The sequence below is a fragment of the Streptomyces sp. NPDC046866 genome, assembly GCF_040704625.1.
GTDB lineage: Bacteria > Actinomycetota > Actinomycetes > Streptomycetales > Streptomycetaceae > Streptomyces.
On record NZ_JBEYXN010000009.1, the window covers coordinates 86,089 to 112,611 of the forward strand.

Below are 26,523 nucleotides of genomic sequence, written 5' to 3' on the forward strand. Positions count from 1 at the left end.
CCCGTGTAACACCGCCCCCGCACGCTGGCCGCATGCACACCCCGGACACCGCCACCGCCACCCACTGCCCGTACTGCGCGCTCCAGTGCGGCATGAACCTCCGCCCCGCGCCGGACGGCAGGGGCATGGCGGTGGAGGAGCGGGCCGACTTCCCCGTGAACCGGGGCGCCCTGTGCGGCAAGGGCCGCACCGCGCCCGCCGTGCTCTCCTCCCGGGTGCGCCTGACCGAGCCGCTGATCCGCACCCGCGCCGGGCGGCTGGAGCCGGCCACCTGGGAGGAGGCCCTCGACGCCGTCGCCGAGGGCCTCACCCGCACCCGCCGCGCCCACGGTCCCGACGCGGTCGGCGTCTTCGGCGGCGGCGGGCTCACCAACGAGAAGGCGTACGCGCTCGGCAAGTTCGCCCGCGTCGCCCTGCGCACCTCCCAGATCGACTACAACGGCCGCTTCTGCATGTCCTCGGCAGCCGCCGCCCACCAGCGGGCCTTCGGACTCGACCGCGGGCTGCCCTTCCCCCTGGAGGACATCCCCCGCACCGGCTGCGTGATCCTCGTCGGCTCGAACCCGGCCGAGACCATGCCCCCCGCCCTGCGCTACCTGACCGAGCTCAAGGCGAACGGCGGCACGCTCATCGTCGTCGACCCCCGCCGCACCCGCACCGCCGACCACGCCGACCTGCACCTGGCCCCCCGCCCGGGCACCGACCTCGCGCTCGCCCTCGGCCTGCTGCACCTCGTCGTCGCCGAGGGGCGCACCGACGAGGCGTTCATCGCCGAGCGCACCACCGGCTGGGAGGAGGCCCGCGCGGCGGCGATGGCGCACTGGCCGGAGCTGGTCGAGCGGATCGCCGGCGTCCCCGTGCCGAAGCTGCGCGAGGCGGTCTCGCTGTTCTGCGCCCCGTCCTCGGCCATGGTGCTCACCGCCCGCGGACCGGAGCAGCAGTCCAAGGGCACCGACACCGTCGGCGCATGGATCAACCTGTGCCTGGCCACCGGCCGGGCCGGCCGGCCGCACTCCGGCTACGGCTGCCTCACCGGCCAGGGCAACGGCCAGGGCGGCCGCGAGCACGGCCAGAAGGCCGACCAGCTCCCCGGCTACCGCAAGCTCGCCGACCCGGCCGCCCGCGCCCACGTCGCCGGGGTCTGGGGCGTCGACCCCGACAGCCTGCCGGGCCCGGGCCGCAGCGCGTACGAACTCCTCGACGCCCTCGGCACGGACGTGAAGGCCCTGCTCCTCATGGGCTCCAACCCGGTGGTCTCGGCCCCCCGCGCCGCCCACGTCGAGGACCGCATCCGCTCCCTGGACTTCCTGGCCGTGGCCGACGTCGTCCTGTCCGAGACCGCGGCCCTCGCGGACGTGGTCCTGCCCGTCACCCAGTGGGCGGAGGAGACCGGCACCACCACCAACCTGGAGGGCCGGGTCCTGCTGCGCCGCCGCGCCCTGGACCCGCCGCCCGGCGTCCGCAGCGACCTCGAGGTCCTGCACGGGCTCGCCGCCCGCCTCGGGATCGAGAAGGGCTTCCCGACCGCGCCCGAGGAGGTCTTCGAGGAGCTCCGCCGCGCCTCCGCCGGCGGTCCCGCCGACTACTCCGGCATCTCCTACGCCCGCATCGAGACCGAGCAGGGCGTCTTCTGGCCCTGCCCCGAGGGCTCCCCGGGGCAGCCCCGGCTCTTCCTGGACCGGTTCGCCACCGAGGACGGCCGGGCCCGCTTCGCACCCGTCTCCCACCGGGACGCGGCCGAGCTCCCCGACGCCGAGTACCCGATCCTGCTGACCACCGGCCGGGTGGTCGCCCAGTACCAGTCAGGCGCCCAGACCCGCCGGGTGGACGAGCTGAACGCCGCCGCCCCCGGCCCGTTCGTGGAGCTCCACCCCCGCCTGGCCGCCCGCCTCGGCGCCGTCGAGGGCACCCCGCTGGCGGTCGTGTCCCGCCGCGGCCGCGCCGTTGCCCCGGCCCGCATCACCGACGCGATCCGCGCGGACACGGTGTTCATGCCCTTCCACTGGCCCGGCGAGGGCCGCGCCAACTCCCTGACCAACCCCGCCCTGGACCCGGTCTCCCGCATGCCGGAGTTCAAGGTCTGCGCGGTCCGCGTCGAACCGGTGCCCTAGGGGCCCGGCGCGTCCTCACGCACCGCCGGCCGCGAGCCCTCCGCCAGCAGCACCGCGTCGTACAGGTCCTCGCCCTGCGGGTACAGGTTCCCCGCCGGCCACCTCCACCGGCTCCGCGGGCACCGGCAGCGGCTCGTTGAAGACGAAGCCCAACTGGACCTGCCCGCCCGGCGGTCCCGGCGCGGACCAGGTCAGCACCAGCCGCCGGCCGGGCACGCGCTCGTACGTCCAGACTGCGGTCCTCCTCGATCCGCCACTCCGCCGGACGACGACGAAGTCCAGGCCGTGCGGCTCCAGCGCCGCGGGGCCGAACCACTGCGCCATCGGCGCGCCCGCAGCCAGGCCCCGCGGGATCGTCCGGGCCGGCCGGAGTCGACGGCCTCCCCTGTGCGCCGCTCATGCCGTCTGCAGCACGAACTCCCGCTCCTGCGGATCGCGTAGCGGCGGCCGGGAGCTCCGCGGCCAGCGCGTCGCGGGCGCGGCCCGCCGCGGCCGCCCGCGGGCCCCCGCAACCGCTGGGTGTTCTCGGACATGCGTCCGAGCCGCATCGGGGTTCTCCGCGGCGGGTAACCATCCGGTCACGCACCGGACTCAGAAAGTGCTCGCACGCCCCTCGTGGCGGTGATGTGTCGTACCCCACACTGAATCGCGGTGCCACCGTCCTCGGAGCCCTGGAGGTCGCCCCCGTGCAGACCCGGATCCTGACCGTCAACGTGAGCCCGCCCGCGCACGACGCCGAGGCCGAGGCCGTCGAGGGCGAAGAGCCCGACACGGGGCCGGGGACCGAGCCCGGAGCCGGCGCGCCGGGCGAAGCGGACGCAGCGCTCGGCGCCGTGGACGCCCTGGACGCCGTGGACGACGAGCCCGAGGTGCTCGAGCTGATCGAGCAGGTCCCGGAGCAGCGCGGGCGCGGCGAGAGCGGCGGCAGCGGGGGCCCGTCCGCCGACCTGTTCCGCCAGTACCTGCGGGAGATCGGCAGGATCCCCCTGCTGACCGCCGCCGAGGAGGTCGAGCTCGCGCGCCGCGTCGAGGCCGGCCTCTTCGCCGAGGAGAAGCTCGCCAACACCCCGGACCTCGACCTGCGGCTCGCCCTCGACCTCGACCGGCTGGTCGTCATGGGGCGGATGGCCAAGCGGCGGCTCATCGAGTCGAACCTGCGCCTGGTCGTCTCCGTCGCCAAGCGCTACGTGGGCCGCGGGCTGACCATGCTCGACCTGGTGCAGGAGGGGAACCTCGGCCTCATCCGGGCCGTCGAGAAGTTCGACTACGCGCGCGGCTACAAGTTCTCCACCTACGCCACCTGGTGGATCCGCCAGGCGATGTCGCGGGCCCTCGCCGACCAGGCCCGCACCATCCGCGTCCCCGTGCACGTCGTGGAGCTCATCAACCGCGTCGTGCGCGTGCAGCGCCGCATGCTCCAGGAGCGCGGGTACGAGCCCACCGCCGAAGAGGTCGCCGTGCACCTGGAACTGACGCCGGAACGGGTCCTGGAGGTGCTGCGCCTGGCCCAGGAGCCGGTCTCGCTGCACGCGCCCGTCGGCGAGGAGGACGACGTCGCCCTCGGCGACCTGATCGAGGACGGCGACGCCGCCTCCCCGATGGAGTCCGCCGCGTTCTTCCTGCTGCGCGAGCACCTGGAGGCCGTGCTGTCGACCCTCGGCGAACGCGAGCGCAAGGTGGTCCAGCTGCGCTACGGCCTGGCCGACGGCAGGCCCCGCACCCTCGAGGAGATAGGGCGCATCTTCGGCGTGACGCGCGAGCGCATCCGCCAGATCGAGTCCAAGACCCTCGGCAAGCTGCGCGACCACGCCTTCGCCGACCAGCTGCGCGGCTACCTCGACTAGCGCCGTGACGCACGGAGGGGGCGGGCCCGGCACCGCCGGACTCCGCCCCCTCCCCAGCCCCGCCCGGGGCTGGGCCGTCTCTTCCGGATCTTGCCTGACCCGCGCCGCCCGGCACCGCACCTCGCCGCGTTGGCGGTGCACCCGAGTACGTCCAGTACAAGGGCGCCCCGCCAACACGCCGGTGCACGGCACCGGACGGCGCGGGCTTGACCGGCAAGATCCGAAAGAGACGACCTAGTCGACCTCGGCCACCGCCTGGGCGAACTGCGCCTCGTACAGGCGCGCGTACGCACCCTGCGCGATCAGCAGCTCCTCGTGCGTGCCCTGCTCCACGATCGAGCCGTTCTCCATCACCAGGATCACGTCCGCGTCGCGGATCGTGGAGAGCCGGTGCGCGATGACGAACGAGGTGCGGCCGTGCGCGAGCCGTGCCATCGCCTTCTGGATCAGCACCTCGGTACGGGTGTCGACCGAGCTGGTGGCCTCGTCGAGCACCAGGATCACCGGATCCGACAAGAAGGCCCGCGCGATGGTGATCAGCTGCTTCTCGCCCGCGCTGACGCCCGCGCCCTCGTCGTCCAGCACCGTGTCGTACCCGTCGGGCAGGGTGCGGATGAACCGGTCCGCGTGGGCGGCCCGCGCCGCCTCCTCGATCTCGGCGCGCGTGACCTCGCGGGAGGCCCCGTACGCGATGTTCTCCGCGATCGTGCCGCCGAACAGCCAGGTGTCCTGCAGCACCATGCCGATCCCGCTGCGCAGTTCCTCGCGGGTCATCTTCGCGATGTCCACCCCGTCGAGGGCGATCCGGCCGCCGGTGACCTCGTAGAACCGCATGAGGAGGTTGACCAGCGTGGTCTTGCCGGCGCCGGTCGGGCCGACGATCGCCACCGTCTGCCCGGGCTCCACCGTCAGCGACAGGTCCTCGATCAGCGGCTTGTCCGGCTCGTAGCGGAACGCCACCTTGTCGAGGGTGACCTGGCCGCGGACCGTCTCCGGGCGCTCGGGGACCTCGCTGTCCGGCTCCTGCTCCTCCGCGTCGAGCAGCTCGTACACCCGCTCCGCCGAGGCCACGCCGGACTGCACCAGGTTCGCCATCGACGCCACCTGCGTCAGCGGCATCGAGAACTGGCGCGAGTACTGGATGAAGGCCTGCACGTCACCGATCGACAGGCTGCCCGAGGCCACCCGCAGACCGCCGACGACGGCGACCAGCACGTAGTTGATGTTCGAGATGAAGAACATCACCGGCTGCATGATGCCGCTGACCAGCTGCGCCTTGAACGAGGCCCGGAACAGCGCCTCGTTCTGCTCGGCGAAGACCGCCGCGGACTCCTTCTGCCGGCCGAAGACCTTCACCAGCGTGTGGCCCGAGTACATCTCCTCGATGTGCGCGTTCAGCGCACCCGTGGACTTCCACTGCGCCACGAACTGCGGCTGCGACTTCTTGCCGATCTTCGCTGCGACGACCACCGACACCGGGATCGTCACCAGCGCGACCAGCGCCAGCAGCGGAGAGATCCAGACCATCATCGTGAGCACGCCGACGATCGTCAGCAGCGAGTTCAGCAGCTGGCCCATCGTCTGCTGGAGCGTCTGCCCGATGTTGTCGATGTCGTTCGTGGCCCGGCTGAGCACCTCGCCGCGCTTCTGCCGGTCGAAGTACGACAGCGGCAGCCGCGCCAGCTTGTCCTGGAGCTCCTCGCGCATCCGGAACACGGTGCCGTTCATGATGTGGTTAGACAGCCGCGTCCCGACCAGCATCAGCAGGCCGGCCAGGGTGAAGACCGCCAGCGCCCACAGCGCCACGACCCCGACCGCGCCGAAGTCGATGCCCTTGCCGGGGGTGAAGTCGGTGCCCGCCAGCATGTCCGCCATGCCGTCCTGGCCCTTGGCACGCAGCCCGTCCAGGGCCTGCTGCTTGGTGATCCCCTCCGGCATCTGCCGGCCGACGATCCCCGCGAAGACCAGGTCGGTGGCCCGCCCGAGGATCTTCGGTCCGATCACCGTGCAGACGACGCTGCCGAAGACGGCCGCGACCATGCCCCACAGCTTGGCCCGGTCCTGCGCGATCTGCCGCAGCAGCCGCTTGCCCGACCCCTTGAAGTCCAGGGACCGCTGGGCCGGTCCCATCATCATCCGTCCTCCGGGCCCGCTCATGCGGCCTCCGCCTCCGTCAGCTGGGAGAGCACGATCTCCCGGTAGGTCTCGTTGTCCGCCATCAGCTCGTGGTGGCGCCCCTCGCCGACGACGCGGCCCTCGTCGAGCACGATGATCCGGTCGGCGTCGCGGATCGTGGCGACGCGCTGGGCGACGATGACCACCGTCGCGTCCTCGGTCTCGCGGGACAGCGCCGCGCGCAGCGCCGCGTCCGTCGCGTAGTCCAGGGCCGAGAAGGAGTCGTCGAAGAGGTAGATCTCCGGGCGCTGCACGAGGGTGCGGGCGATGGCCAGGCGCTGGCGCTGGCCGCCGGAGACATTGGTTCCGCCCTGGGTGATCGGCGCGTCGAGGCCGCCTTCGAGCGCGGAGACGAACTCCGCGGCCTGCGCCACCTCCAGCGCGTGCCACAGCTCCTCGTCCGTGGCGTCGGGCTGGCCGTAGCGCAGGTTGGAGGCGACGGTCCCGGAGAAGAGGTAGGGCTTCTGCGGCACCAGGCCGACCGTCGTGGCCAGCAGCTCGGGGTCGAGCCGGCGGACGTCCTCGCCGTCGACCAGCACGTGGCCGCCGGTCGCGTCGAACAGCCGGGCCACCAGGCCCAGCAGCGTCGACTTGCCGCTGCCGGTGGAGCCGATGACCGCGGTCGTCTCGCCCGGCCGGGCCACGAGGTCGACCCCGCGCAGGACGGGGGCCTCGGCGCCCGGGTAGTGGAAGTCGGCGCCGCGCAGTTCGAGCACGCCGGCGAGGGAGAGCTCGCGGATCGGCTCGGCGGGCGGGACCACGCTGGACTCGGTGTCCAGGACCTCCTGGACGCGCTCGGCGCAGACCTCGGCGCGCGGCACCATCATGAACATGAAGGTGGCCATCATCACGGCCATGACGATCTGCATCAGGTAGGCGAGGAAGGCCGTCAACTGGCCGATCTCCATGCCGTTGCCGTCGATGCGCATGGCGCCGAACCAGATGACGGCGACGCTGGAGATGTTCACGACCACGATGACGGTCGGGAACATCAGGGCGAGCAGCCGGCCGGAGGCGAGCGAGACGTCCGTCAGCGCGGTGTTCGCACCGTGGAAGCGCTCCTTCTCGTACGCGTCCCGGACGAACGCGCGGATCACGCGGTTGCCGGTGATCTGCTCGCGCAGCACCCGGTTCACCACGTCCAGACGCTGCTGCATCTGGCGGAACAGCGGCCGCGTGCGCCACACGATCGCGCCGACCGACAGGCCGAGGACCGGCACCACGGCCAGCAGCACGCCCGACAGCTTCACGTCGAGCGAGAGCGCCATGCCGATGCCGCCGATGCACATGATCGGCGCCGAGACCATCAGGGTGAAGGTCATCAGCACCAGCATCTGGATCTGCTGCACGTCGTTGGTCGTACGGGTGATCAGCGACGGCGCGCCGAACTGGCCGAGCTCCCGTGCGGAGAAGCTCTGCACGCGGTCGAAGACGGCGGCGCGGATGTCGCGGCCGAGGGCCGCCGAGGTGCGGGCGCCGTAGTAGACGGCGCCGATGTTGCAGGCCAGCTGGACGACGGAGACGCCCAGCATCAGCGCGCCGAAGCGCAGGATGTAGCCGGTGTCGCCGTGGACGACGCCCTTGTCGATGATGTCCGCGTTCAGCGTGGGCAGGTAGAGGCTCGCGCTGGTCTGCAGCAGTTGCAGCAGGACCAGCGCGGCGATCGGTTTGCGGTACGGACCCAGATGGGTCCGCAGGAGTCGTATGAGCACGCGCAGGCTCCGTGGGAACGGTCGAGGGGGTTCGACCCATCTTCGGCCAACGCTGCGTGCAATCCCCACCGGTTTTCGCAAAGGCCGGTCAAAAGGAGGAGGCCCCCCGGCGCGGTGCGTAGGACCGCGGCCCCCCGCCGTCCGTACGCCGTCCTACGCCTGGAAGGCGCCCGGGTGGATCTGCTCGCGCGTGGCGACGTACTGCTGGCGCACCGCCTGCCAGGCCGGGTACTCCTCGTCCGGCGCGAAGAGCTGCGCCACCGGGCCCGGCCACACCGGCGGGGTGTGCGGGGCCAGCGTCCCCTGCTGCACCCCGAGGGCCCACGCCGCCTGCCGCGCCGCCCCCAGCGCCGCGTAGTCCGCCGGCGCCGGCACGACGATCTGCGTACCGAACAGCCCCGGGGCCGCGGCCTGTACGGCGGGCAGCTCGGCCGCCGCGCCCAGCAGGAACACCCGGCGGATCTCGACCCCGCGCATGCGCAGCACGTCGAGCGCGTCCGCCAGCCCGCACAGCATGCCCTCGAACGCGGCGCGCGCCAGGTGCTCCGGCTTCATGGAGTCCCGGCGCAGCCCGGTCAGCGTTCCTGCGGTGTGCGGCAGGTTCGGGGTGCGCTCACCCTCCAGGTACGGCAGGAGGACGAGGCCGTGCGCGCCGGGCGTCGACTTCAGCGCGAGGTCGGACAGCCCCTCCAGATCGGTGCCGAGCAGCTCGGCTGTGCCGCGCAGGGCCCGTACGGCATTGGAGGTGTTCACCACCGGCAGGTGCATGCCGCCGGCGTCGGCCAGGGAGGTGATCAGGCCGCCCGGCTCCGTCAGCGCCTCGTGGTGCACCGCCATCACCGAGCCGGAGGCGCCCAGGGACACCACCGCGTCGCCGGGGCCGAGGCCCAGCCCGAGCGCGGCCGCCATCGTCTCGCCGGTCCCGGCGGAGATCAGCAGGCCCTCCGGGGTCATCCCGGCGGCCTCGGCCGGCGCGAGCACCTCGGGCAGCAGGGCCATGTGCCCGAGCGCCAGCTCGACCAGGTCGGGGCGGTAGGCGCCGGTGGCGGCGGACCAGTAGCCGGTCCCGGAGGCGCCGCCGCGGTCGGTGGTCCGCCGGGCGGGCCGGCCCAGCAGCTGCCAGACCAGCCAGTCGTGCGGGGACATCAGCACCGCGGTCCGCCGGGCCGCGTCAGGCTCGTTGCGGGCGAGCCAGGCGAGCTTGGCGACGGGCTGCGCCGACTGCGGGACGGACCCCACGGCCTCCACCCACGCCTGCCGGCCCCCGAGGGCCTCGGTGAGGTCGGCTGCGGCGACCTGGGCGCGCTTGTCGTTGCCGACCAGGGCCGGGCGGACCAGGGCCCCCTGCGCGTCCAGGGGGAGCAGCCCGTGCTGCTGGGCGGAGACGCCTATGGCCTGGACCCCTTCGAGGAGCCCGTTGCCGGCGGCCTCGCCGAGGGAGAGCAGCCAGGCCTGCGGGTCGGTCTCGTGCGGATGCAGGCTCTCGGGATCACCCGCCGGCTGGGGATGGGGCGCGTAGCCCTGGCGCAGCACGGCACCCGTGTCGGTGTCGCAGACGACGATGCGAGTGAAGGCGGAAGAGCTGTCCAGCCCGGCGACTATCCCCATGCGGAGAATTCTGCCGCACGGCGCGCCGGGAGCCGCCGTCCGTGAGGGTGGCGGCTCCCGGAGCACCAGGGGCCTCAGGTGTTGCTCGTGCCCCAGTCGTCCTCGGCGCCGGTGCCGGAGCCGGCCCGGCGGTCGCGCAGCCCGCGCACCCGTCCGGCCAGCGAGGCGGGCACCGCGTCCCCGACCCGGTCGCCGACCGCCGCGAACGCCTTGCCCGCGTACTGCCGGCCGGTGTGCCCGGCGGTCTCGGCGGCGTTCCGTACGACCGGGTTCTGCGCGAGGTCGCGGGCGGACTTCTTGAGCTTCTCGTACCGCTCGCGTCCGGCACGCGTGCCGAGCACGTACCCGAGGGCCAGTCCGACCACGAACGTGACCTTGTACCGCATGGCTGTCACCCTTCGTCGTGTGGTGCCCGGCCTGCAGTCGATACCGATTGGCGGAGCACCCCCCTGCTTGCGCTAATCTATGACTCGCAACGGGCGCTCGCCCCCCGGCCAAGGCCGGAGGTGGGTCGTTCGGCGCAACGCAGCAATCCCCTGTAGCTCAATTGGCAGAGCAGCCGGCTGTTAACCGGCAGGTTACTGGTTCGAGTCCAGTCGGGGGAGCGCGATCCCCTGTAGCTCAATTGGCAGAGCATTCGGCTGTTAACCGGAGGGTTGCTGGTTCGAGTCCAGCCGGGGGAGCGGACGAAGAGGACCCCGTCGGGTCCTCTTCTTTTTTTGCCCTGCTCCTGGAACCGGGCACGCCGGAAAACGGTCTCCTTCAGCAGGCGCAGCCGATCATGCGGCCCACCCGAGGCAGGAGATCGTATGAGCGGCTATGCTGCGGCAGACGGCGCGCACACATGTACGCGCCACGCCGAGAAGGGGCGGTAGCTCAGCCGGTTAGAGCAGCGGACTCATAATCCGTCGGCCGTGGGTTCGAGTCCCACCCGCCCCACCGCAAGCCGTAGGTGCAGAAACGATCTCACCTGCGGCTTCGGCGTTTCCGGGGATTGCTGTGGGCGGCGTGCCCGCTGTGGCGGTTGTCACGCCGGGGCCCGGTGGGGTCGGGGAGCGCCGCGGGGCGGGCGTGGAGGGTGGCCGGAAACGCTTGCTCAGCGTCATTCGGTGAGGCGAACGCCCCTTCTTTCCCGTCCAGAGGGGGACCTTTCCCCTGAGGGATCTCACGGTGAGTAATCATCGTGAGGTGTACCGGGCTCCGGGGGTGTGCCGTCATGGCAGACAGCTGTGCGCTGCCTCCGGCCACGTCCGGCGGATCCAGGGGGCGTTGGAGGGCGTCGGACCCGCCGCACGCGGGAGGCGCTGCGCACCGGCGTCTTCGTCTTGCTCTCCCCGCCGACCGGCTGGTGTGGCGTACGGGCGGCACCAAGCGGGTCCGCGGGCGGCTGTACGTGCTGTGGTGAGAGCGGACAGGGTCCCGGCGGACCGCGCAGGACGCGTCCGCCGGGCCCCTGCCGGTCTGCGCCTCCTCTAGAAGTTCTCCGTTTCGTCGGCCAGGTGGTGCAGCACGTCCGTCAGGTTCTGCCGGCGGGCGAAGGCCCTGCGCTGGCGGTGGGCGCCCGAGCCGTCGCGCAGCAGGCCGCCCATGGTCTTCGCCGCGTGGTCCAGCTCGCCGGAGGCCGCCAGTTGCGGGGCGACCCGGTCCAGCAGGCCCTCGGCGAGGTCCGCCGCCGGGAGTTCCGCCCCCGTGTACGGGTCGAGACCGAAGCCCTCCAGGCCGTCGTGGGCCGCCCGCCAGCGCGCCAGGCGCAGGACGTCGTCCCGCACCGGGGGCTCCGCCCGGTGCTCGGCGATGTCCCCGAGGGCCGTGGCCACCAGTGCGCGGACCAGCTCGGCCTGGAGGATGGCCGTGTCGATGTCCGGGGACATGTCGAGCGCCCGGATCTCGAGCGTCGGCCAGTTCCCGGACGGGCGGAGGTCCCAGTAGACCATCTTGGTGTCCAGGGCCGCCCCCGAGTGCAGCAGCGTCTGCACCGCGAGCCGGAAGTGGGCCGTGGACGTGAAGTGCGGGGGCAGCCCCGCAGACGGCCAGCCCGACCAGGCCATCGACCGCCAGCTGGCGTGCCCCGTGTCCCGGCCTCCCCAGAACGGCGAGTTGGCGGCCAGGGCGATCAGGGTGGGCAGCCACGGTCTGACCCGGTTGGAGACCGCCACGGCCGTGTCCACGTCGAAGGTGCCGACGTGGATGTGGCGCCCGCACGAGACGAGCGTGTCGGTGAGCGCCCCGAAGCGGCGGTGCTGCTCGCGCTGGCGGGGCTCGTCGTCGGTCAGGTGCAGCGGTCCGTCCACGGCCACGACCGGCGAGGGCGCGGCCAGCAGTCGGCAGCCGTGCGCGCGGGCCGCCCGGGAGAGGGTGCGCCGCAGCGCGGCCAGCTCCTCGCGCAGCTTCGGCGCCGAGTCGGCGACGGGGGTGGAGATCTCCACCTGGTAGCGGGTGCCCTCGGCATGCACTTCGGCGGGCAGGCCTGCGGCGGTCTCGAGGACGAGCGGGGCGGCCGGGACCACCCGGAAGGTGCGGGCGTCGACGAGGAGGAACTCCTCCTCGACGCCGACCGTCAGCGGGGCGGTGAGATCCGTGCGGGGGACGGGAACGGTGGTGACAGAGGGGACGTCGTTGTCCGCGTTGCCGGTGCTCGTGGTGCTGTTGCCAGGTTCGATCACTACGCCTCCCTGGACATACGAGTCTTTTCATCATGAGCCGAGCAGCGGGCGCGGAGCGCACGCCGATTCAGTCAAATGTCGGTGGCCAGTGGCGCGTTAGCGGCAAGGATCCGGCCGCTGCGGTACCCCGGGTCCCGGTGGGGCGACTGTTGCGGGTGCGTGAACGGCGTGAACGGCACTCAGGCGGCCGCGGGGCCGCCGGTTATCATCCGCTGTGACTGGAACGAGCACGCCGACCCGGCGCCCGACGCGCATACTCGCCGACCTGACCCCGCTGCGCAGCTCGGCCGACTACCGGCGGCTCTGGATCGGCGGCACCATCTCCTGGGTCGGCCAGGCGATGACCGCGCTCGCGATCTCGCTCCAGGTCTACGACATCACCCGCTCCAGCTTCGCCGTCGGACTCGTCGGACTGTTCACCCTCGTCCCGCTCGTCGCGTTCGGGCTCTACGGCGGGGCCATCGCCGACACCGTCGACCGGCGCAAGCTCGGCCTGTACAGCTCGGTCGGCCTCACCGCCCTGTCGCTCGTGCTCGCCGCGGCCGCCCTGCTCTCGTTCCACCGGGTCTGGCTGCTCTACACGATCGTCGCGCTCCAGGCCGTGTGCGGAGCCCTCGCCGGGCCCGCCCGCTCCGCCATGATCCCCCGGCTGCTGCCCGCCGAGCAGCTGCCCGCGGCCAATGCGCTGAATTCGGTCACGATGACCTCCGGCACGATGGTCGGCCCCATGCTCGGCGGGCTGGTCGTCGGCTGGGCCGGCTACCAGGCCGCCTACCTCATCGACGCCGTCACCTTCTGCGCCTCCCTCTACGCGATGTGGCGGCTGCCGGCGATGCTGCCCGACCGGGAGGGCGGCAAGCAGGGCCGGGCCTCCGTCCTGGACGGCCTGCGCTTCCTCGGGACCCGGCCCAACGTCCGGATGACCTTCTTCTCCGACCTCGCCGCCATGGTGCTGGCCCAGCCCAAGGCGCTGTTCCCGGCCATCGCCGGGCTCTGGTACGGGGGCGATGCCCGCACCGTCGGCCTGCTCGTCGCCGCGCCCGCCGTCGGGGCGCTGCTGGGCGGCCTGTTCTCCGGCTGGCAGGGCCGGATCCAGCGGCACGGCCTGGCCATCCTGCTGTCCGTGGCCTCCTGGGGGCTGGCCATCGCGGTGTTCGGGCTCACCCGGAACCTGTGGCTCGGGCTGTTCTTCCTGGCCCTGGCCGGCTGGTCGGACACCATCTCCATGGTCTTCCGCTCGACGATGATGCAGTCCGCCACCCCGGACGAGATGCGCGGCCGCCTCCAGGGCGTCTTCATCGTGGTCGTCGCCGGCGGGCCCCGGCTCGGCGACTTCCTCGCCGGAACCGTCGCCGACCTCGCCTCCCCGGCCGTGGCGATCACCGGCGGCGGCCTCGCCTGCGTCCTGGTGCTGGCCCTGCTCGCCCTGCGCTGGCCCGGCTTCGCCCGCTACGACGCCCGCTCACCGCAGGCGTAGCGCCGGGCGGTGTGGGCGGGCCCCGTGCGGGCGGGCCCCGTGCGGGCCGCCGGGCCTACGCCGGCGGCCGCGGGGTGACGATGCCGCGGGCCACGCCCAGGGCCACCAGGTCCTGGGGGCGGATGCGGAGCTGGTCGGCCGTGGCCGGGGCCTCGGCCGGGGGGCGCTTGAGGATGGCCGCGGCCAGTTCGGGGGCGATGACGGAGAAGTAGCTGTCCGGCGTCGCCCAGGTGTTGCCCGGTGCGGCCAGGGCCAGGGCCCCGCCGGAGCCGCCCTCGCCGATCAGGAGCGTGGTCACCGGCACCGCGGCCGCCGCGACCGCGGCGAAGGTGTCCGCGATGGCCGCGCCGGCCCCCGCGTGCTCGGCCGCGGCGTCGTTGGCCGCGCCGGGGGTGTCCACCAGGGTCAGCACCGGGATGCCGAGGCGGTCCGCGAGGCGGATCACGCGGGCGGCCGTGCGGTATCCGGCCGGGCGGGTGGCCGTGCCGCACTGGGCGGCGTACGCGACGGCCCGCCCCTCGCGCAGCCCGAACCCGCACAGCATGCCGGGGTCCGTGCCGCCCGCCCGGTCGCCGGACAGCGGCAGCCGCAGGGAGAAGTACGCGTCCAGGTAGGCCTCGGCGTGCGGCCGGCCGGGGTGCCGGGCCTGCCGTACGGCGTCCCAGCCGCCGGCCGGGGGCGCGGCGTCGGCGAGCGCGGCCGGCGGCTCGACCGGCTCGGCGGAGCGCGGGGCGGCCAGCACGCGCAGCCAGTCGGCCAGGACGCCCGGCAGCTCGCCGGGCGGCACCACGGCGTCGACGTGCCCGGCGGCGAACTGGCCCTCCGCGGTGTACGCCGCGGGGTCCGCGTCCGCGGGCCGCACCCGGGACCCGGCGAAGCCGACCTGCGCGCCCGGGAGCGCGAGGACGACGTCCGCGCCCGCGCCGAGGGTGGCCCAGCCGCCGCCGGTGGTGGGGTCGCGGAGGACGGCGATCTGGGGGAGCCCGGCCGCCCGGGTCAGGACGCACTGCCGGGCCACCCGCTGGAGCTGGGTCAGCGCGAGCATGCCCTCCTGCATGCGGGAGCCGCCGGTGGCGATCAGGGACACCAGGGGCAGGCGGTGCTCGCGAGCGTGGGTGTACGCGGCTTCGAGCCGGTCTCCGGTGCGTTCGCCGAGGGAGCCGCCGAGGAAGCCGAACTCGAAGGAGATGACGGCCGTGCGGCAGCCGCCGATCAGGGCGGTGCCGATGACCACGGACTCCTGCTCGCCGGTCCGGTCCGCGGCGCGGGCCCGGGAGTCGTCGTAGCCGGTCCAGCCCAGGGGGCCGTCGGGAGCCGACTCCCGCCGTGGGGCGGGCAGTTCGGCGAAGGTGCCGGGGTCGGTCACGGAGGCGATGGCCGCGCGGGCCGAGAGGCGGGTCGTCGTCACGGGCTCACCCTAGGGGGTGAGCCCGCCACTTTTGGATCTTCCCCTAAGGGGCGGTGGCGGTCCAGGGCAGGGGGAAGGCGATGTCGAGGGCATAGAGCGCGACGAGCCCGTAGCCGAGCCGGAAGGTCCACGTCCGGACGCCGGGCGGAATGCGGCGGCCGGCGAGCGCACCGAGTGCGACGAGGGCCTGCTGCCACAGGAGCGAGGCGACGGCGACGCCCGCGACGAAGGCGGTCGCGGCCGCGGCGGTGCCGAGGGCGGCCGCCTGGGCGGTGGTGAGGGCGGCGAAGTAGAGGGCGGTGGTGGGGTTCACGGCGGTGAGCGCGACGTACCGCCCGAACGCCCTCCCCGCCCCGCCGGCACCCGCAGCAGCCCCGGCGCCGCCGCCGACCGCTGCAGCTCCGGCGCCGGTCCGGACCGCGGCGGCGATGGGAGCCCCGGCGCCGGTCCGGGCCGCGGACGCGGCCCCCTCCGGGCGGCCGGCGGCCGGGCCGCTCGGGTCGGAGACCGCCGGGCCGCTCGGGTCGGAGGCGGCCGCGCGGGTCGACGCGTACAGGCCGCGGGCCGCGATCGCGAGGAGCGCCACCGCGGCGAACAGCCGGATCCAGGCCTCGACCGGGCGCACGTGGGAGGCCACCCAGGGGCCGAGCGCCGCGGCCAGGGCGGCGTAGCCGAAGTCGACCGCCGCCACGCCCGCCGCCGCCGCGACGGCGGTGCGGCGGTCGCGCATCGCCTCCTGGAGCAGCAGCACGCTCATCGCACCCATCGGCATCGCCACGCCCAGCCCCGCGACCGTGCCCGCCAGGGCGGGAGTCAGTAGTTCCGTCATGGGCGGCAGCGTGCGCCGCCCCGCCCCGGCCGCGGCGGCGCATATCGGCCGCGACTGCGAGAATCGCGGCATGGACCGCCTCGACAGGGAAATCCTCGGCATCCTCCAGGGGGATGCGCGGATCTCGTACCGGGACCTCGGCGTCCGCGTCGGCCTCAGCGCCAACGCCGCCGCCGACCGCGTCCGCCGCATGCGGCGCGAGGGGGTCATCCGGGGGTTCACGGTCGTCGTCGATCCGGCCGCCGACACCCGCGGCGGGCTCGTCGTCTTCATCGACCTGACCCTGCGCCAGGACACCACCAACGAGGAGTTCGAGCAGAAGGCCGCCGCCCTGCCGGGGATCACCGAGGTGGTCCACGTGACGGGGGAGTACGACTACCTCGTACGGGCCCGGGCCGCCGACCCGGCCGCGCTCGACAGCCTGCTGCGCCGCCTCAAGCGGGAGGCGGGCGTGGCGCAGTCCAGCACCCGGATCGCGCTGCGGGCCGCCGCCCGCCCGTCCGCTGACCGGTCCTAGAGCGCCGCTTCCCAGGTCAGCGTCGTCCCGCGGGTGCCCGTGGGTGTGCGGCCGTCGTCCGTGACGGTCAGGCGGACCCGGTCCGCGGCGGCGTCCACCTCCACCTCGATGGAGCCGACCTCGGCGCGCCGGTGGGCCGCGGCGAGCGCGCCGCGCAGGGCGGCGATCAGGTCCTTGGCCACCGGGTCGGGGATCAGGGCGTCGACCGCGCCCGCGAAGTGCACCGACGGGGGGAAGCCGAGCAGGACCGCGGCGCCGCGGGTCTCGCGCAGCACCCGTCCGCGGAAGGTCGTCGGCGCGTCGGTCGGCGGCTGCTGGAGGGCGAAGATGGCGGTGCGCACCTCCTGGATGGTGGAGTCCAGCTCGTCCACCGCGCGGGCCAGTTCGTCGCCGACGGGGTCCCCGGACGCGGCGGCCGCCGACCGCATCCTGGCGCTCTCCAGCATCATCTCCGTCGCGAACAGCCGCTGGACGACCAGGTCGTGCAGGTCCCGTGCGATCCGGTCGCGGTCCTCGTAGACGGCGAGCTGCTCCCGGTCGTGCTGCGCGTCGGCGAGGACCAGCGCCAGCGCGGCCTGGGAGGCGAACTGGGAGGCCAGCAGCCGGTCCACGGCGTCGTACGGCCGGCCGCCCCGGGGCCGCGGCAGGGCGAGGGTGCCGATCAGCTGCCCGCCGCTCTGCAGCGGCAGCATCATGCTCGGCCCGAAGCGCTTGCGCACGGGGGTGGTCATCCGCGGGTCCGTCGCGGAGTCCTCGATGAACACGGGCTCGCCGCCGAGCAGCTGCTCCAGGACCGCCGAACCGGGCGCGATGGTGGTGCCGACCAGGTCGCCGGGGTCGCCGTGCGTGGAGGCGGCCACGATCTCCATGCCGCCCTCGGGGGTCGGCTGGAGGACCACCCCGGCGGCCGCGTCGGCGAGCAGCCGGGCCCGCTCGGCCACGCACATCAGCGCGTCGGCGGCAGGCCGTCCGGCCAGCAGGGTGGTGGTGACCGCGGCCGCGCCCTCGATCCAGCGCTCCCGGCGGCGGGCGGTCTCGTACAGGCGGGCGGTGCCGATGGCCATGCCCGCCTGCAGGGCGAGCACGCGCAGGAGGGCGCGGTCCTCGGGCAGGAACGGCCCGCCGCCGCGCTTCCCGGCGAGGTGGAGGCTGCCGAAGACCTCGGTGTGGACCCGGATGGGGACGCCGAGGAAGCTGCGCACGGGCGGGTGGCCGGGCAGCCGGCCGGGCGGGGAGCCGGCCGGGCGGGGGTCCTGCGTCGGGTCGTCCGGCACCGGCGGGCGCGGATCCCCGGTGAGGGCTGCGAGCAGGTCGGTGCGGCCGTCGGACAGGCGGGGGACCGCGGCGCGCTCGGCCTCGCTCAGCCCGGCCGTGTACAGCTCGGTCAGCCGGATGCGCCCGGGATCGAAGACCCCGAGCGCGGCGTACCGGGCACCGCACAGTTCGGCGGCCGAGTCCACGAGGTGCTGGAGGGTGGTGCGCAGCTCCGGCTCCGAGCCGGCGCCGCGGACCGCCCGCGGCGGGACGGGGAGGTCGGCTCCCTGCCCGGGGGTCATTCGGACAGCGGGTTGAGGACCATCGGGGCGATCTTCCCTTCGAGCATCTTGCCGAGCCCGAGCACGGCGCACACGTCCGGCCTCTCCGCGATGGCGACGGGCATGCCGGTGGCGTCGTGCAGCATCTGGTCCAGGCCGGGCAGCAGGGCGCTGCCTCCCACCATCATGATTCCCCGGTCCGTCAGGTCGGCGACCAGGTCGGGCGGGCAGTCCCGCAGCACCTTGCCGATGCCGTCGAGGACGGCGGTCAGCGGGGTGTGGATGGCGTCCCGGACGGCGGCGGTGTCGACGTGCACGGAGCGGGCGAGCCCGGTGGCCACGTCGCGGCCGTGGATGAGGGTCGAGGCGGGGCCGTCGGGGGTGATGCCGTTGCCGTGCAGGGCCAGCTGGAGGGGCCGGACGGCCTGGCTGGGCAGCATCAGCTCGTGGGCGTGGCGCAGGTGCTGGACGACGGCGTGGTCGATGGCCTCGCCGCCGACGGGGATCCGCTCGGCGGTGACGATCGAGCCGAGGGAGAGGACGGCGACCTGGGTGGCCGCGGCCCCGCAGACCATGATCATGGTCGCGGTCGGCTGCTCCACGGGGAGGCCGCAGCCGACGGCCGCCGCGATGAGGGTGTCGACGAGTTCGACGTGCCGGGCGCCGAGCCCGACCAGGGTCTCCACGGCGGCGCGCTGGGCGAGCGGGTCGGCGTCGTACGGGGTGCAGGCGGCGGCCCGCAGCCGCGGCTTGCGGCGCAGGGCGCGCCGCAGCTTCTCGCCGAGCAGGCTGCGCAGCATCCGCTGGGCCATGTCGATGTCGACCACGGTGCCGCCGGAGACGGGGCGGACCACGCGGATGTAGTCGGGCGTGCGGCCGGTCATCCGCTCGGCGAAGGTGCCGACGGCGATGAGCGCGCCGGTGCGGGTGTTGACGGCGGCGACGCTGGGTTCGTCCACGACGAGGCCGGCGCCCTTGACGTAGACACGGGTCCTGGCGGCCCCGAGGTCGACGGCGACGTGGCAACGGCGCAACTGCTCAAGACTGACGGTCACGGCAGATCCTCCCGAGAGCGCTGACGCAAGAAGACCGGCGGATGCCGGTTTGCACTCCATATCTTCTCGGGCGAATGGGGCATACCGCCCGTTGAACTGCTCCGGCCGGGGCGGGCCGCAGGGGCGCGGGGTGCTGCACGGGGGTGGATTTCTGTACCGACAGGCACGACGATGCGCGCACCGTCCGCGCTACTGGCCCGTAACGAGGTAAGGGGACCGCGATGGTGACGCCCCGCCAGAGAACGGCCGCCCTCCTGGCGGCGTGCCTGGCGCTCTGCCCGGCCCTCCTGGGCTTCCGTGCGCCCGCACCGGCGCAGGCTGCCGTACCTGCGCAGGCGTCCGCACCGGCGCAGGCTGCCGTACCTGCGCAGGCCGCCGCACCGGCCGCCGCCGCGGCGCACCGGCCCGTCGTCCTCGTCCACGGCTACAACGCCGATCCGGGGGTCTGGGGTTCCCTGCGCGCGCAGCTGCGCGCCGCCGGATACGCGGACTCCGAGCTCTTCTCCTGGGGCTACGACACCCACCGCTCCGTCAACGAGGTCCTGGCCGGGCAGCTCGGCACGTACGTCGACCAGGTCCGCCGGCAGACCGGCGCCGCCGAGGTCGACATCGTCGCGCACTCCTTCGGATCGCTCGTCAGCCGCTGGTACGTGAAGTACGGCGGCGGCACCGCGAGCGTGAACCACTGGGTCTCGCTGGCCGGCCCCAACCACGGGACCTCCACCGCCTGGGCCTGCGCCCTGTGGGACCAGGCCTGCCGGGACATGACGCCCGGCTCGTACGTGGTGCAGCACCTGAACTCCGGGGACGAGACGCCGGACGCGGTGAAGTACGCGGCGTTCTGGTCCGACTGCGACGAGGTCGTCAACCCCGACAGCAGCGTCCCCCTGGCCGGAGCCGCCAACACCGCCGTCGGCTGCCTGAACCACAACGACCTGCTGGGCGACGCTGCCACCGCGGCCGGGGTGCGGGCCTTCCTCGCGCGCTAGCGCCGTGACCGATCAGCCGCGGACCCGGGCATCGGTCCCCAGCGTCCTGGTCTTCTGACCGGTGATGCCGACGTTGGCGGTTGCCTGGACGACCGCAGGCCGAGAGAAGAGAGAAGGCCGCGGCCGCGTGAGGCGAGCAGGTCCACTCCTCCGACCGACACGCGTGCCGGGCAGCGCGGCCTCGGTCGTGGTCGGGTCCCGTCCGCCCTAGGCCGGGCTCGGGCCGCCGGGGTCGGTCTGCTGCTCCGAGGGGGCGGCCGGTGCGAGTTCGGTGCCGTCCACCGTCACGCGCTGGAGCAGGCCGTACGTGAACTCCGCCACGCACGGCCGGCCCTGCGCGGCGAACGCCAGCCGCCACCGGGTCGGCGCGGTGCCCTCCATCGGCCGCACCGGGGCGAAGGCCCGCGCCACCTCGTCCACCGTCGCCGACCAGGGCCGCAGGTCCTGCGGCGTGTTCAGTACGGGGCCCGGCGCGCCGGGGGCGCGGACCAGCCACTCGTTCCACACCGCCCCGTCGGGCGCGGCCAGCACCTCGAAGCGCAGGTCCGGCCAGAGCGGCAGTTCCCACAGCAGGGCCTCGCACTGCAGGTCGCCGATGGTCCGCGCGGCCGTGGACTCCGGCGGGCCCAGCACCGAGCGGTAGCGGGCCAGGGCCCCGCGCGAGCGGGGCGAGCGGACCATCGCCTGCCAGCGCCTGTTGGCCTCCCGCTGGTCGGCGAGCGAGGCACCGAGCTGGCGCCGGGCGTCCTCGGCAAGCTCCGGCCGGAAGTCCGCCATCCGGCGCAGCAGGACCAGTTGGAACGCGGTCCGGCCGAAGGGTCCCGGAGGCGGTGTCGTGGTCATGGAGCCCACGATTCCACACAGGACCTTTACGAACCCGCGATACGGATGTTGCGTCGAACGGCGTAGCGTCAGGACGCCATGGACTACTGCCACGCCTGCCGGAGGCACCTCAACGGCGCTCTGGCGTGTGCCGGGTGCGGAACCCCGGCCGAGTACCTGCCTCCCGTCGCCCCGCCGAGCCCTGCCGCGGCCGCAGCCCCGTACGAGGGGGCGGGGTCGTACCAGGCCGCCGGGCCGTACGGGGGCGACGCAGCCCACGCGGTCGGCGGCGTGTACGAGGCCGACGGTGTGTTCGAGGCCGACGGGGTCCGCCGGGCCCCCGGGGCGTACGCGGCCCATGCGCCGTACGGTGCGGCCGTGCCCGGCGGGGCCGCCGCCGAGCCGGAGACGGCCGATCCGTTCACCGACTCCCTCGTCGAGCTGGCCGGCCCGTACGAGCGCCGCGCCGGGGCCCGCCGCCGGGCCGAGACCCGCCGGCGCCGGCGGATGCTGCTCAGCGTCGGGCTCGGGCTCGCGCTCGCGGTCGGCGGCTCGGTTGCGCTGGCCCGCATGGTGGCCGAGGGGGAGCGCTCCGACCGCGCCGCCAAGGTGATGCTGACCGACGAGAACGGTCCCCAGGAGCCGGCTCCGCTGCCGAGCCGCACCGGCGGGCCGGCCGCTCCGGCCTCGCTGAAGCCGGCCAAGGGCGCGGGCGGGGCGAAGGCCTCCGCGGGGGCTTCGCAGCCGGGGCAGCCCGGGGGCTCCGCCTCGGGCGCGGCGCAGCCGGGTCCCGGGGTGTCGGCCTCCGCCTCCGGGGACTCCGGAGTGCAGCCGGGCACCGGGAAGGGGCCGTCCGTACAGCCGGGAACGTCGGGGAAGCCGTCGCCGGGCGCCTCGGGCACCGCGCAGCCGGTGCCGCCGCCGAAGCCGAGTCCGACGCCGACGAAGACGGCGCAGTCCTGCGTGCTGTGGATCTTCTGCTGAGCGGGCCGGTCAGCCCAGCATCCGCTTGAGCAGGTCCCGCAGGACCGCCCGCTCGTCCGCGGACAGGCCGGCCAGCGGCTCGCGCGCGAAGTCCAGCGACTCGCGCAGCCGGTCCGCGGTCTGCAGGCCCTCCTCGGTCGGGGCGGCCAACTTCACGCGGCGGTCGGCCGGGTCGGGGCGGCGTTCGACCAGGCCGCGCGTCTCCAGGCGGTCCACGATGCCGGTGATGTTGGACGGCTCGCACTTCAGCTTCTGCGCGATGCGGCGCATCGGCATCGGCTCCAGGGACAGCAGGTTCAGCACGCGCGCCTGGGCGCCGGTGAGCTGGTGACTGGCGGCCGCGTGCTCGTACTCCTCGTGGTAGCGGGCCACGACGGTGCCGATGAGCTCGACGACCTCGACGGTCAGGGGATCCGCACGGCGGCTGGGGTGACTGGGCATGGATCCAGCGTACCCATTTACTTGACAACATGAAATATCCAGGCGCATGGTTGTTTCATCTTCTGAAGCATTTTTCCGACCGGGAGTGCACCATGTCCGAGATCCCTGCCGTCAGCCGCGAGTGGCACCTCATCCGCCGTCCCCAGGGCTGGCCCGTCGCCGAGGACTTCGCCCTGCGCGAGGTCGAGGTCGGCGCCCCCGCCCCCGGCCGGATCCTGGTCCGCAACCTCCACATGTCCGTGGACCCGTACATGCGCGGCCGCATGAACGACGTGAAGTCCTACATCCCGCCCTTCCAGCTGGACAAGCCCATGGACGGCGGCGCGGTCGGCGAGGTCGTCGCCTCCGCCGCCGAGGGCTTCGAGGTCGGCGACCACGTCCTGCACGGCCTCGGCTGGCGCGAGTACGCCGACCTCGACGCCAAGCACGCCACCAAGGTCGACGCCTCGCTCGCCCCGCTCTCCGCCTACCTCGGCGTCCTCGGCATGCCGGGCCTGACCGCCTACGCCGGCCTGTTCGAGGTGGCCTCCTTCAAGGAGGGCGACACCGTCTTCGTCTCCGGCGCGGCCGGGGCCGTCGGCAGCCTGGTCGGCCAGTTCGCCAGGATCAAGGGCGCCGCCCGCGTGATCGGCTCCGCCGGCTCCGACGAGAAGGTGACGCTCCTCACGCAGAAGTACGGCTTCGACGCCGCCTTCAACTACAAGAACGGCCCCGTCGGCGAGCAGCTGAAGGAAGCCGCCCCCGAGGGCATCGACGTCTACTTCGACAACGTCGGCGGCGACCACCTCGAAGCCGCCATCGCCTCCCTGAAGGTGCACGGCCGGGCCACCCTGTGCGGGGCGATCGCCCAGTACAACGACACCGAGCCGGCGCCCGGGCCGCGCAACCTCGTCGCGGTCATCGGCAAGCGCCTGCGCCTGCAGGGCATCCTCGTCGGGGACCACGCCGGGCTCCAGCCGCAGTTCGTCGAGGACGTGGCCGGCTGGCTGCGCTCCGGGGAGCTCGTGGCCGACGAGACGGTCGTCGAGGGCGTCGAGAACGCGGCCGAGGCCTTCCTCGGAATGCTGCGCGGAGAGAACACCGGAAAGATGATCGTTTCCTTCACCCGTTAGGCTCACTCCACAACCGTCGCGATCGTGGGCGCGAGTCGCGGCGATGACCAGGAGGATCCTCTTACATGTCCATCCAGCAGTCCGACGTCCTCTACACCGCCGTCGCCACCGCCGAGAACGGCCGTGACGGCCGCGTCGCGACGAACGACGGCCAGCTCGACGTCGTGGTCAACCCGCCGAAGGAGCTGGGCGGCAACGGCGCCGGCACCAACCCGGAGCAGCTCTTCGCCGCCGGCTACAGCGCCTGCTTCCAGGGCGCCCTCGGCGTCGTCGCCCGCAACGAGAACGCCGACATCTCCGGCTCCACCGTCACCGCCGAGGTCGGCATCGGCAAGAACGACGACGGGTTCGGCCTGATCGTGAAGATCTCCGCCGTGATCCCGAACGTCGACGAGGCCAAGGCCAAGGAGCTCATCGAGAAGGCCCACGAGGTCTGCCCGTACTCCAAGGCCACCCGCGGCAACATCACGGTCGAGCTCGCCGTCTGATCCGGCTCGCGCCCGGCGGAGGCCGCCCCCCGGTGCGGAGGGCGGCCTTCGCCGTAAGCTGGACCCCATGCGTGATCTTGCGGGGGGATTCGGCTACCTGTGGGCCGGACAGAGATGGGTGTTCCGTAACGGCCGGTGGCTGGGCTTCGGCCTGCTGCCCGGCCTGGTGTCGCTGGTGCTGTACGCCGGCGCCCTCGTCGGCCTCGGCTACGGCGCCGACGACCTCACCGCCTGGGCGACGCCCTTCGCCGACGACTGGGGCTCGCCCTGGCTCGGGCTGTTCCGCGGCTTCCTGACCGCCCTGGTCTTCGCCCTCGGCCTGTTCCTCGCGGTGATCACCTTCACCGCCGTGACCCTGCTCATCGGCCAGCCGTTCTACGAGTCCCTCTCGGAGCAGGTCGACCGCAGCGTCGGCGGCGACGCCCCCGAGTCCGGGCTGCCGCTGCTGACGGAGCTGTGGATCTCCGCCCGGGACAGCGTGAAGGTGCTGCTGCGGGTGCTGCTGTACGGGATCCTGCTCTTCGCGCTGGGCTTCATCCCCGTGATCGGGCAGACCGTGATTCCGGCGATCGGGTTCTGCGTCTCCGGGTTCTTCCTCACCGAGGAGCTCACCGCCGTCGCGCTCCAGCGGCGCGAGGTGGAGTTCGCCGACCGGCTGGCGCTGCTGCGCGGGCGGCGGGCGCTGGCCCTCGGCTTCGGTGTGCCGCTGGTGCTGGCGTTCCTGCTGCCGCTGGTGGCGGTGTTCCTGATGCCGGGCGCGGTGGCCGGGGCCACGCTGATGGTGCGGGACCTGCGGGGCGAGGACGAGGGCGCGGGCGAGGACCCCGGGACCGGTCGCGACGGGGACCGGGGGGCCGCGGAGGGCGGCGCCGGTGGGCCGGCGTCCCCGGCGCAGCACTCGCCGTACGGGCAGCAGGCGCCGTACGCGGACCGGCCGGGGCCGTACGCGCAGCAGCAGGGCCGGGCCACCGGGCCGCACCAGGCCGCGTACCCGCCGCAGCAGCAGAGCCCCTACCCGCCGCAGCAGGCGAACCCGTACGCGCAGCAGCCGCAGTCGCAGTCGCAGCCGTACGCGACGCAGCAGCCGCCGCCGCAGCCGTACGCCCAGCAGCAGCCGGGCCCGTACGCGCAGCCGCAGCAGCAGCCCGGCCCGTACGCCCAGCCGCCGCAGAGCCCGTACCCGCCGCAGTACCCGGCCGCCGGCAATCAGCAGGCCCCGCATCCGCCGCAGTACCCCGCCGGAGGCCACGGTGCGCCGCCGTCGGCGCCGCAGCCGTGAGCGGCAGGGCCGGCGGCTTAGCCCGCCCGGCTCAGCAGGGTGATCGCGCCCGCCGTGTCCTCCCCGGCGTACGCGGCCTCGTCGGCGGCCAGCCGGCGCCGCATCAGCCCGAAGTACGGGGCGATCAGCTCCGCGCTGACGCCCTGCTCCTCGGCGGTGCGCAGCAGCGTCCCGCTGCCCGCGACCTGCATGGCCAGGTTCGACACCACCCCCGTGGTGAAGTCCCGCGAGGTCAGCCGCTCAGCCGCGTTGCCGATGAAGAAGCCCATCGCGCCCAGCCACTCCGACAGCAGCGGCGCCAGGTCCTTCGGTGCGATGCCCTCCTCGCCCTCGATCAGCGCGAAGGCGTGGCTGACGCCTGCGAACAGGCCGTACATCGCGCTCAGCAGCGCCACGTCGTGCAGGGCGGCGTGGCCCGGGTCGCCGCCGACGAAGCGGCCGGCGGCCGGGACCTCCAGGACCGCCCGGTGGGTGTCGAACAGGGCCCGCGAGCCGCTGTAGAAGACGTAGCCGCCGGCCTCGGGCGCGCCGATCATCACCGGGGTGGCCATGATCCCGCCATCCAGGAACCGGGCGCCGCGCGCCTCGAAGCCGGCGGCGCGGCCGCGGGCCTCGGCCGGGGTGCAGGTGGTGAGGTTCACGAGGTCCTTGCCGGTCAGGTCGACGCCGTCGAGGGCCGAGCCCACGCTGGCGTCGTCCAGCAGGCACACCACGACGAGGTCGTTCGCGGCCACCGCCTCGGCCGGGGTCGCGGCGACGGTGGCGGTGCCGGCGGTGCCGTGCCCGGCGGCGAGGGAATGCGCCTTGGCGGAGGTGCGGTTCCAGACGGTGAGGGAGTGGCCTGCTGCGAGCCAGGTGCGGGCGAGGGCCGAGCCCATGTCGCCTAGGCCGAGAAGGGTGAGGGAGCGCTGTGCCACGGTGGCGTCGGTGTCGTTCATGCCCTTCAGCCTGGTCACGGGCTGACGGGTGCTCAAGTACGCACTTGGGAGTGGGTGCTTACTCCGAGGTGAGCGAACAGGTCGGGAGGGGTGTGCGATGTCGGTGACGCGGAGGCCGGGTGCGGAGCACTGCGGTGTGGCTGCGGCCGTGTCTTTGATCGACGGAAAGTGGAAGGTGTCGCTCCTGTGGGAGCTGGACCAGCGGCCACGCCGCTTCGGCGAACTGCGCAGACTGGTCCCCGGCGTCTCCGAGAAGGTGCTCGCGGCCCAGCTGCGCGAGATGGAGGCCGACGGCCTCGTCCACCGCGAGGCCTACGACGAGGTCCCGCCGCGCGTGGAGTACTCCCTGACCCCGCTGGGCCACGAGCTCAACACCGCCCTGGAGCCGCTGTCGACGTTCGGGAAGAGACTGCTCCCGGACACCGCCGCGTCCGCCCAGGCGTGGCGTCCCGGGTCGGGACGGCCCGGTTCGCCGCACCCGGAGCGGTGAACCCCTGCGGCCCACACCGCACTAGGCTCTCTTCCGGATCTTGCCT

Annotated in this window: 22 protein-coding genes, 3 tRNA genes and 1 pseudogene; 13 read left to right on the top strand and 13 right to left on the bottom strand. The window is 73.9% G+C overall.

The window, feature by feature from the left end:
* Positions 1–32: 32 nt before the first annotated feature.
* Positions 33–2,111 (top strand): molybdopterin oxidoreductase family protein, encoded by a 2,079-nt coding sequence (locus AB0953_RS15980; protein WP_366860058.1) that lies wholly within the window; start codon positions 33–35, stop codon positions 2,109–2,111.
* 15 nt (positions 2,112–2,126) lie between these two features.
* Here the strand turns inward: AB0953_RS15980 and AB0953_RS15985 are convergent, their stop codons facing one another.
* Positions 2,127–2,435: a hypothetical protein gene (locus tag AB0953_RS15985; RefSeq protein ID WP_366860059.1), complete on the bottom strand. Its 309-nt coding sequence runs from the start codon at positions 2,433–2,435 to the stop codon at positions 2,127–2,129.
* Between the two features lie 302 nt (positions 2,436–2,737).
* Here AB0953_RS15985 and AB0953_RS15990 point away from each other — a divergent pair, with 302 nt between their 5' ends.
* Entirely contained in the window at positions 2,738–3,955 is a 1,218-nt protein-coding gene (locus tag AB0953_RS15990) for an RNA polymerase sigma factor (RefSeq protein ID WP_366860060.1), read from the top strand.
* 234 nt (positions 3,956–4,189) lie between these two features.
* Here the strand turns inward: AB0953_RS15990 and AB0953_RS15995 are convergent, their stop codons facing one another.
* From AB0953_RS15995 to AB0953_RS16010, 4 genes are all read right to left on the bottom strand, one after another.
* Positions 4,190–6,112 (bottom strand): ABC transporter ATP-binding protein, encoded by a 1,923-nt coding sequence (locus AB0953_RS15995; RefSeq protein ID WP_366860061.1) that lies wholly within the window; start codon positions 6,110–6,112, stop codon positions 4,190–4,192.
* Positions 6,109–7,842, bottom strand: coding sequence for an ABC transporter ATP-binding protein (locus AB0953_RS16000; RefSeq protein WP_366860062.1), 1,734 nt, complete (start codon positions 7,840–7,842; stop codon positions 6,109–6,111). The genes AB0953_RS15995 and AB0953_RS16000 overlap by 4 nt, the downstream gene beginning before the upstream one ends.
* A 153-nt stretch (positions 7,843–7,995) precedes the next feature.
* On the bottom strand, positions 7,996–9,450 hold the full coding sequence (locus tag AB0953_RS16005) for an FGGY family carbohydrate kinase (protein ID WP_366860063.1): 1,455 nt from the start codon (positions 9,448–9,450) through the stop codon (positions 7,996–7,998).
* Between the two features lie 74 nt (positions 9,451–9,524).
* Entirely contained in the window at positions 9,525–9,836 is a 312-nt protein-coding gene (locus tag AB0953_RS16010) for a YtxH domain-containing protein (protein ID WP_366860064.1), read from the bottom strand.
* Positions 9,837–9,982: 146 nt separating this feature from the next.
* Here AB0953_RS16010 and AB0953_RS16015 point away from each other — a divergent pair.
* The 3 genes from AB0953_RS16015 (at position 9,983) to AB0953_RS16025 (ending at position 10,389) form a co-directional block, all read left to right on the top strand.
* Positions 9,983–10,055, top strand: a tRNA-Asn gene (locus tag AB0953_RS16015).
* Positions 10,056–10,060: 5 nt separating this feature from the next.
* A tRNA-Asn gene (locus AB0953_RS16020) sits at positions 10,061–10,133 on the top strand.
* Between the two features lie 182 nt (positions 10,134–10,315).
* Positions 10,316–10,389, top strand: a tRNA-Ile gene (locus AB0953_RS16025).
* A 533-nt stretch (positions 10,390–10,922) separates the two neighbouring features.
* Here AB0953_RS16025 and AB0953_RS16030 read toward each other — a convergent pair.
* Positions 10,923–12,113, bottom strand: coding sequence for a glutamate--cysteine ligase (locus AB0953_RS16030; RefSeq protein ID WP_366860065.1), 1,191 nt, complete (start codon positions 12,111–12,113; stop codon positions 10,923–10,925).
* A 214-nt stretch (positions 12,114–12,327) separates the two neighbouring features.
* On the opposite strand from AB0953_RS16030, the gene AB0953_RS16035 reads away from it, so the two are divergent.
* Positions 12,328–13,590 carry an MFS transporter gene (locus tag AB0953_RS16035; RefSeq protein WP_366860066.1) on the top strand — a complete coding sequence of 421 codons (1,263 nt, stop codon included), beginning with the start codon at positions 12,328–12,330 and terminating at the stop codon, positions 13,588–13,590.
* Positions 13,591–13,645: 55 nt separating this feature from the next.
* On the opposite strand, the gene AB0953_RS16040 is transcribed toward AB0953_RS16035, so the two are convergent.
* Together AB0953_RS16040 and AB0953_RS16045 are read right to left on the bottom strand one after the other, a co-directional pair.
* Positions 13,646–14,998 carry a carboxyl transferase domain-containing protein gene (locus tag AB0953_RS16040; protein ID WP_366860067.1) on the bottom strand — a complete coding sequence of 451 codons (1,353 nt, stop codon included), beginning with the start codon at positions 14,996–14,998 and terminating at the stop codon, positions 13,646–13,648.
* 43 nt (positions 14,999–15,041) lie between these two features.
* On the bottom strand, positions 15,042–15,827 hold the full coding sequence (locus AB0953_RS16045) for a LysE family transporter (protein ID WP_366860068.1): 786 nt from the start codon (positions 15,825–15,827) through the stop codon (positions 15,042–15,044).
* A gap of 70 nt (positions 15,828–15,897) precedes the next feature.
* Here AB0953_RS16045 and AB0953_RS16050 point away from each other — a divergent pair, with 70 nt between their 5' ends.
* Positions 15,898–16,344: an Lrp/AsnC family transcriptional regulator gene (locus AB0953_RS16050; protein WP_366860069.1), complete on the top strand. Its 447-nt coding sequence runs from the start codon at positions 15,898–15,900 to the stop codon at positions 16,342–16,344.
* Here the strand turns inward: AB0953_RS16050 and AB0953_RS16055 are convergent.
* Together AB0953_RS16055 and AB0953_RS16060 are read right to left on the bottom strand one after the other, a co-directional pair.
* Positions 16,341–17,900, bottom strand: a complete 1,560-nt coding sequence (locus AB0953_RS16055) for a GAF domain-containing protein (protein WP_366860070.1) — start codon at positions 17,898–17,900, stop codon at positions 16,341–16,343. The two genes, AB0953_RS16050 and AB0953_RS16055, sit on opposite strands and share 4 nt — an antisense overlap.
* Entirely contained in the window at positions 17,897–18,934 is a 1,038-nt protein-coding gene (locus AB0953_RS16060; RefSeq protein WP_366860071.1) for a rod shape-determining protein, read from the bottom strand. The genes AB0953_RS16055 and AB0953_RS16060 overlap by 4 nt, the downstream gene beginning before the upstream one ends.
* 221 nt (positions 18,935–19,155) lie before the next feature.
* On the opposite strand from AB0953_RS16060, the gene AB0953_RS16065 reads away from it, so the two are divergent.
* Entirely contained in the window at positions 19,156–19,923 is a 768-nt protein-coding gene (locus AB0953_RS16065) for a triacylglycerol lipase (RefSeq protein ID WP_366860072.1), read from the top strand.
* Between the two features lie 207 nt (positions 19,924–20,130).
* Here the strand turns inward: AB0953_RS16065 and AB0953_RS16070 are convergent, their stop codons facing one another.
* Positions 20,131–20,766 carry a hypothetical protein gene (locus AB0953_RS16070; protein ID WP_366860073.1) on the bottom strand — a complete coding sequence of 212 codons (636 nt, stop codon included), beginning with the start codon at positions 20,764–20,766 and terminating at the stop codon, positions 20,131–20,133.
* Positions 20,767–20,844: 78 nt separating this feature from the next.
* Here AB0953_RS16070 and AB0953_RS16075 point away from each other — a divergent pair, with 78 nt between their 5' ends.
* Positions 20,845–21,729: a hypothetical protein gene (locus AB0953_RS16075; protein WP_366860074.1), complete on the top strand. Its 885-nt coding sequence runs from the start codon at positions 20,845–20,847 to the stop codon at positions 21,727–21,729.
* Between the two features lie 9 nt (positions 21,730–21,738).
* Here AB0953_RS16075 and AB0953_RS16080 read toward each other — a convergent pair whose 3' ends face one another.
* Positions 21,739–22,170: a MarR family transcriptional regulator gene (locus AB0953_RS16080; protein WP_366860075.1), complete on the bottom strand. Its 432-nt coding sequence runs from the start codon at positions 22,168–22,170 to the stop codon at positions 21,739–21,741.
* 92 nt (positions 22,171–22,262) lie between these two features.
* On the opposite strand from AB0953_RS16080, the gene AB0953_RS16085 reads away from it, so the two are divergent.
* The 3 genes and pseudogenes from AB0953_RS16085 to AB0953_RS16095 all read left to right on the top strand — a co-directional run.
* Entirely contained in the window at positions 22,263–23,282 is a 1,020-nt protein-coding gene (locus tag AB0953_RS16085; protein ID WP_366860076.1) for an NADP-dependent oxidoreductase, read from the top strand.
* 65 nt (positions 23,283–23,347) lie between these two features.
* Positions 23,348–23,770 carry an organic hydroperoxide resistance protein gene (locus tag AB0953_RS16090; protein ID WP_361905094.1) on the top strand — a complete coding sequence of 141 codons (423 nt, stop codon included), beginning with the start codon at positions 23,348–23,350 and terminating at the stop codon, positions 23,768–23,770.
* A 67-nt stretch (positions 23,771–23,837) separates the two neighbouring features.
* Positions 23,838–24,563, top strand: a pseudogene (locus AB0953_RS16095) (EI24 domain-containing protein); the annotation flags it as partial.
* Positions 24,564–25,066: 503 nt separating this feature from the next.
* Here AB0953_RS16095 and AB0953_RS16100 read toward each other — a convergent pair.
* A complete protein-coding gene (locus AB0953_RS16100) occupies positions 25,067–25,987 on the bottom strand; it encodes an NAD(P)-binding domain-containing protein (protein WP_366860077.1) in 921 nt (306 codons plus the stop codon).
* A gap of 97 nt (positions 25,988–26,084) precedes the next feature.
* Between AB0953_RS16100 and AB0953_RS16105 the strand changes: the two genes are divergently transcribed.
* Entirely contained in the window at positions 26,085–26,477 is a 393-nt protein-coding gene (locus AB0953_RS16105; protein ID WP_366860078.1) for a helix-turn-helix domain-containing protein, read from the top strand.
* Positions 26,478–26,523 lie beyond the last annotated feature (46 nt).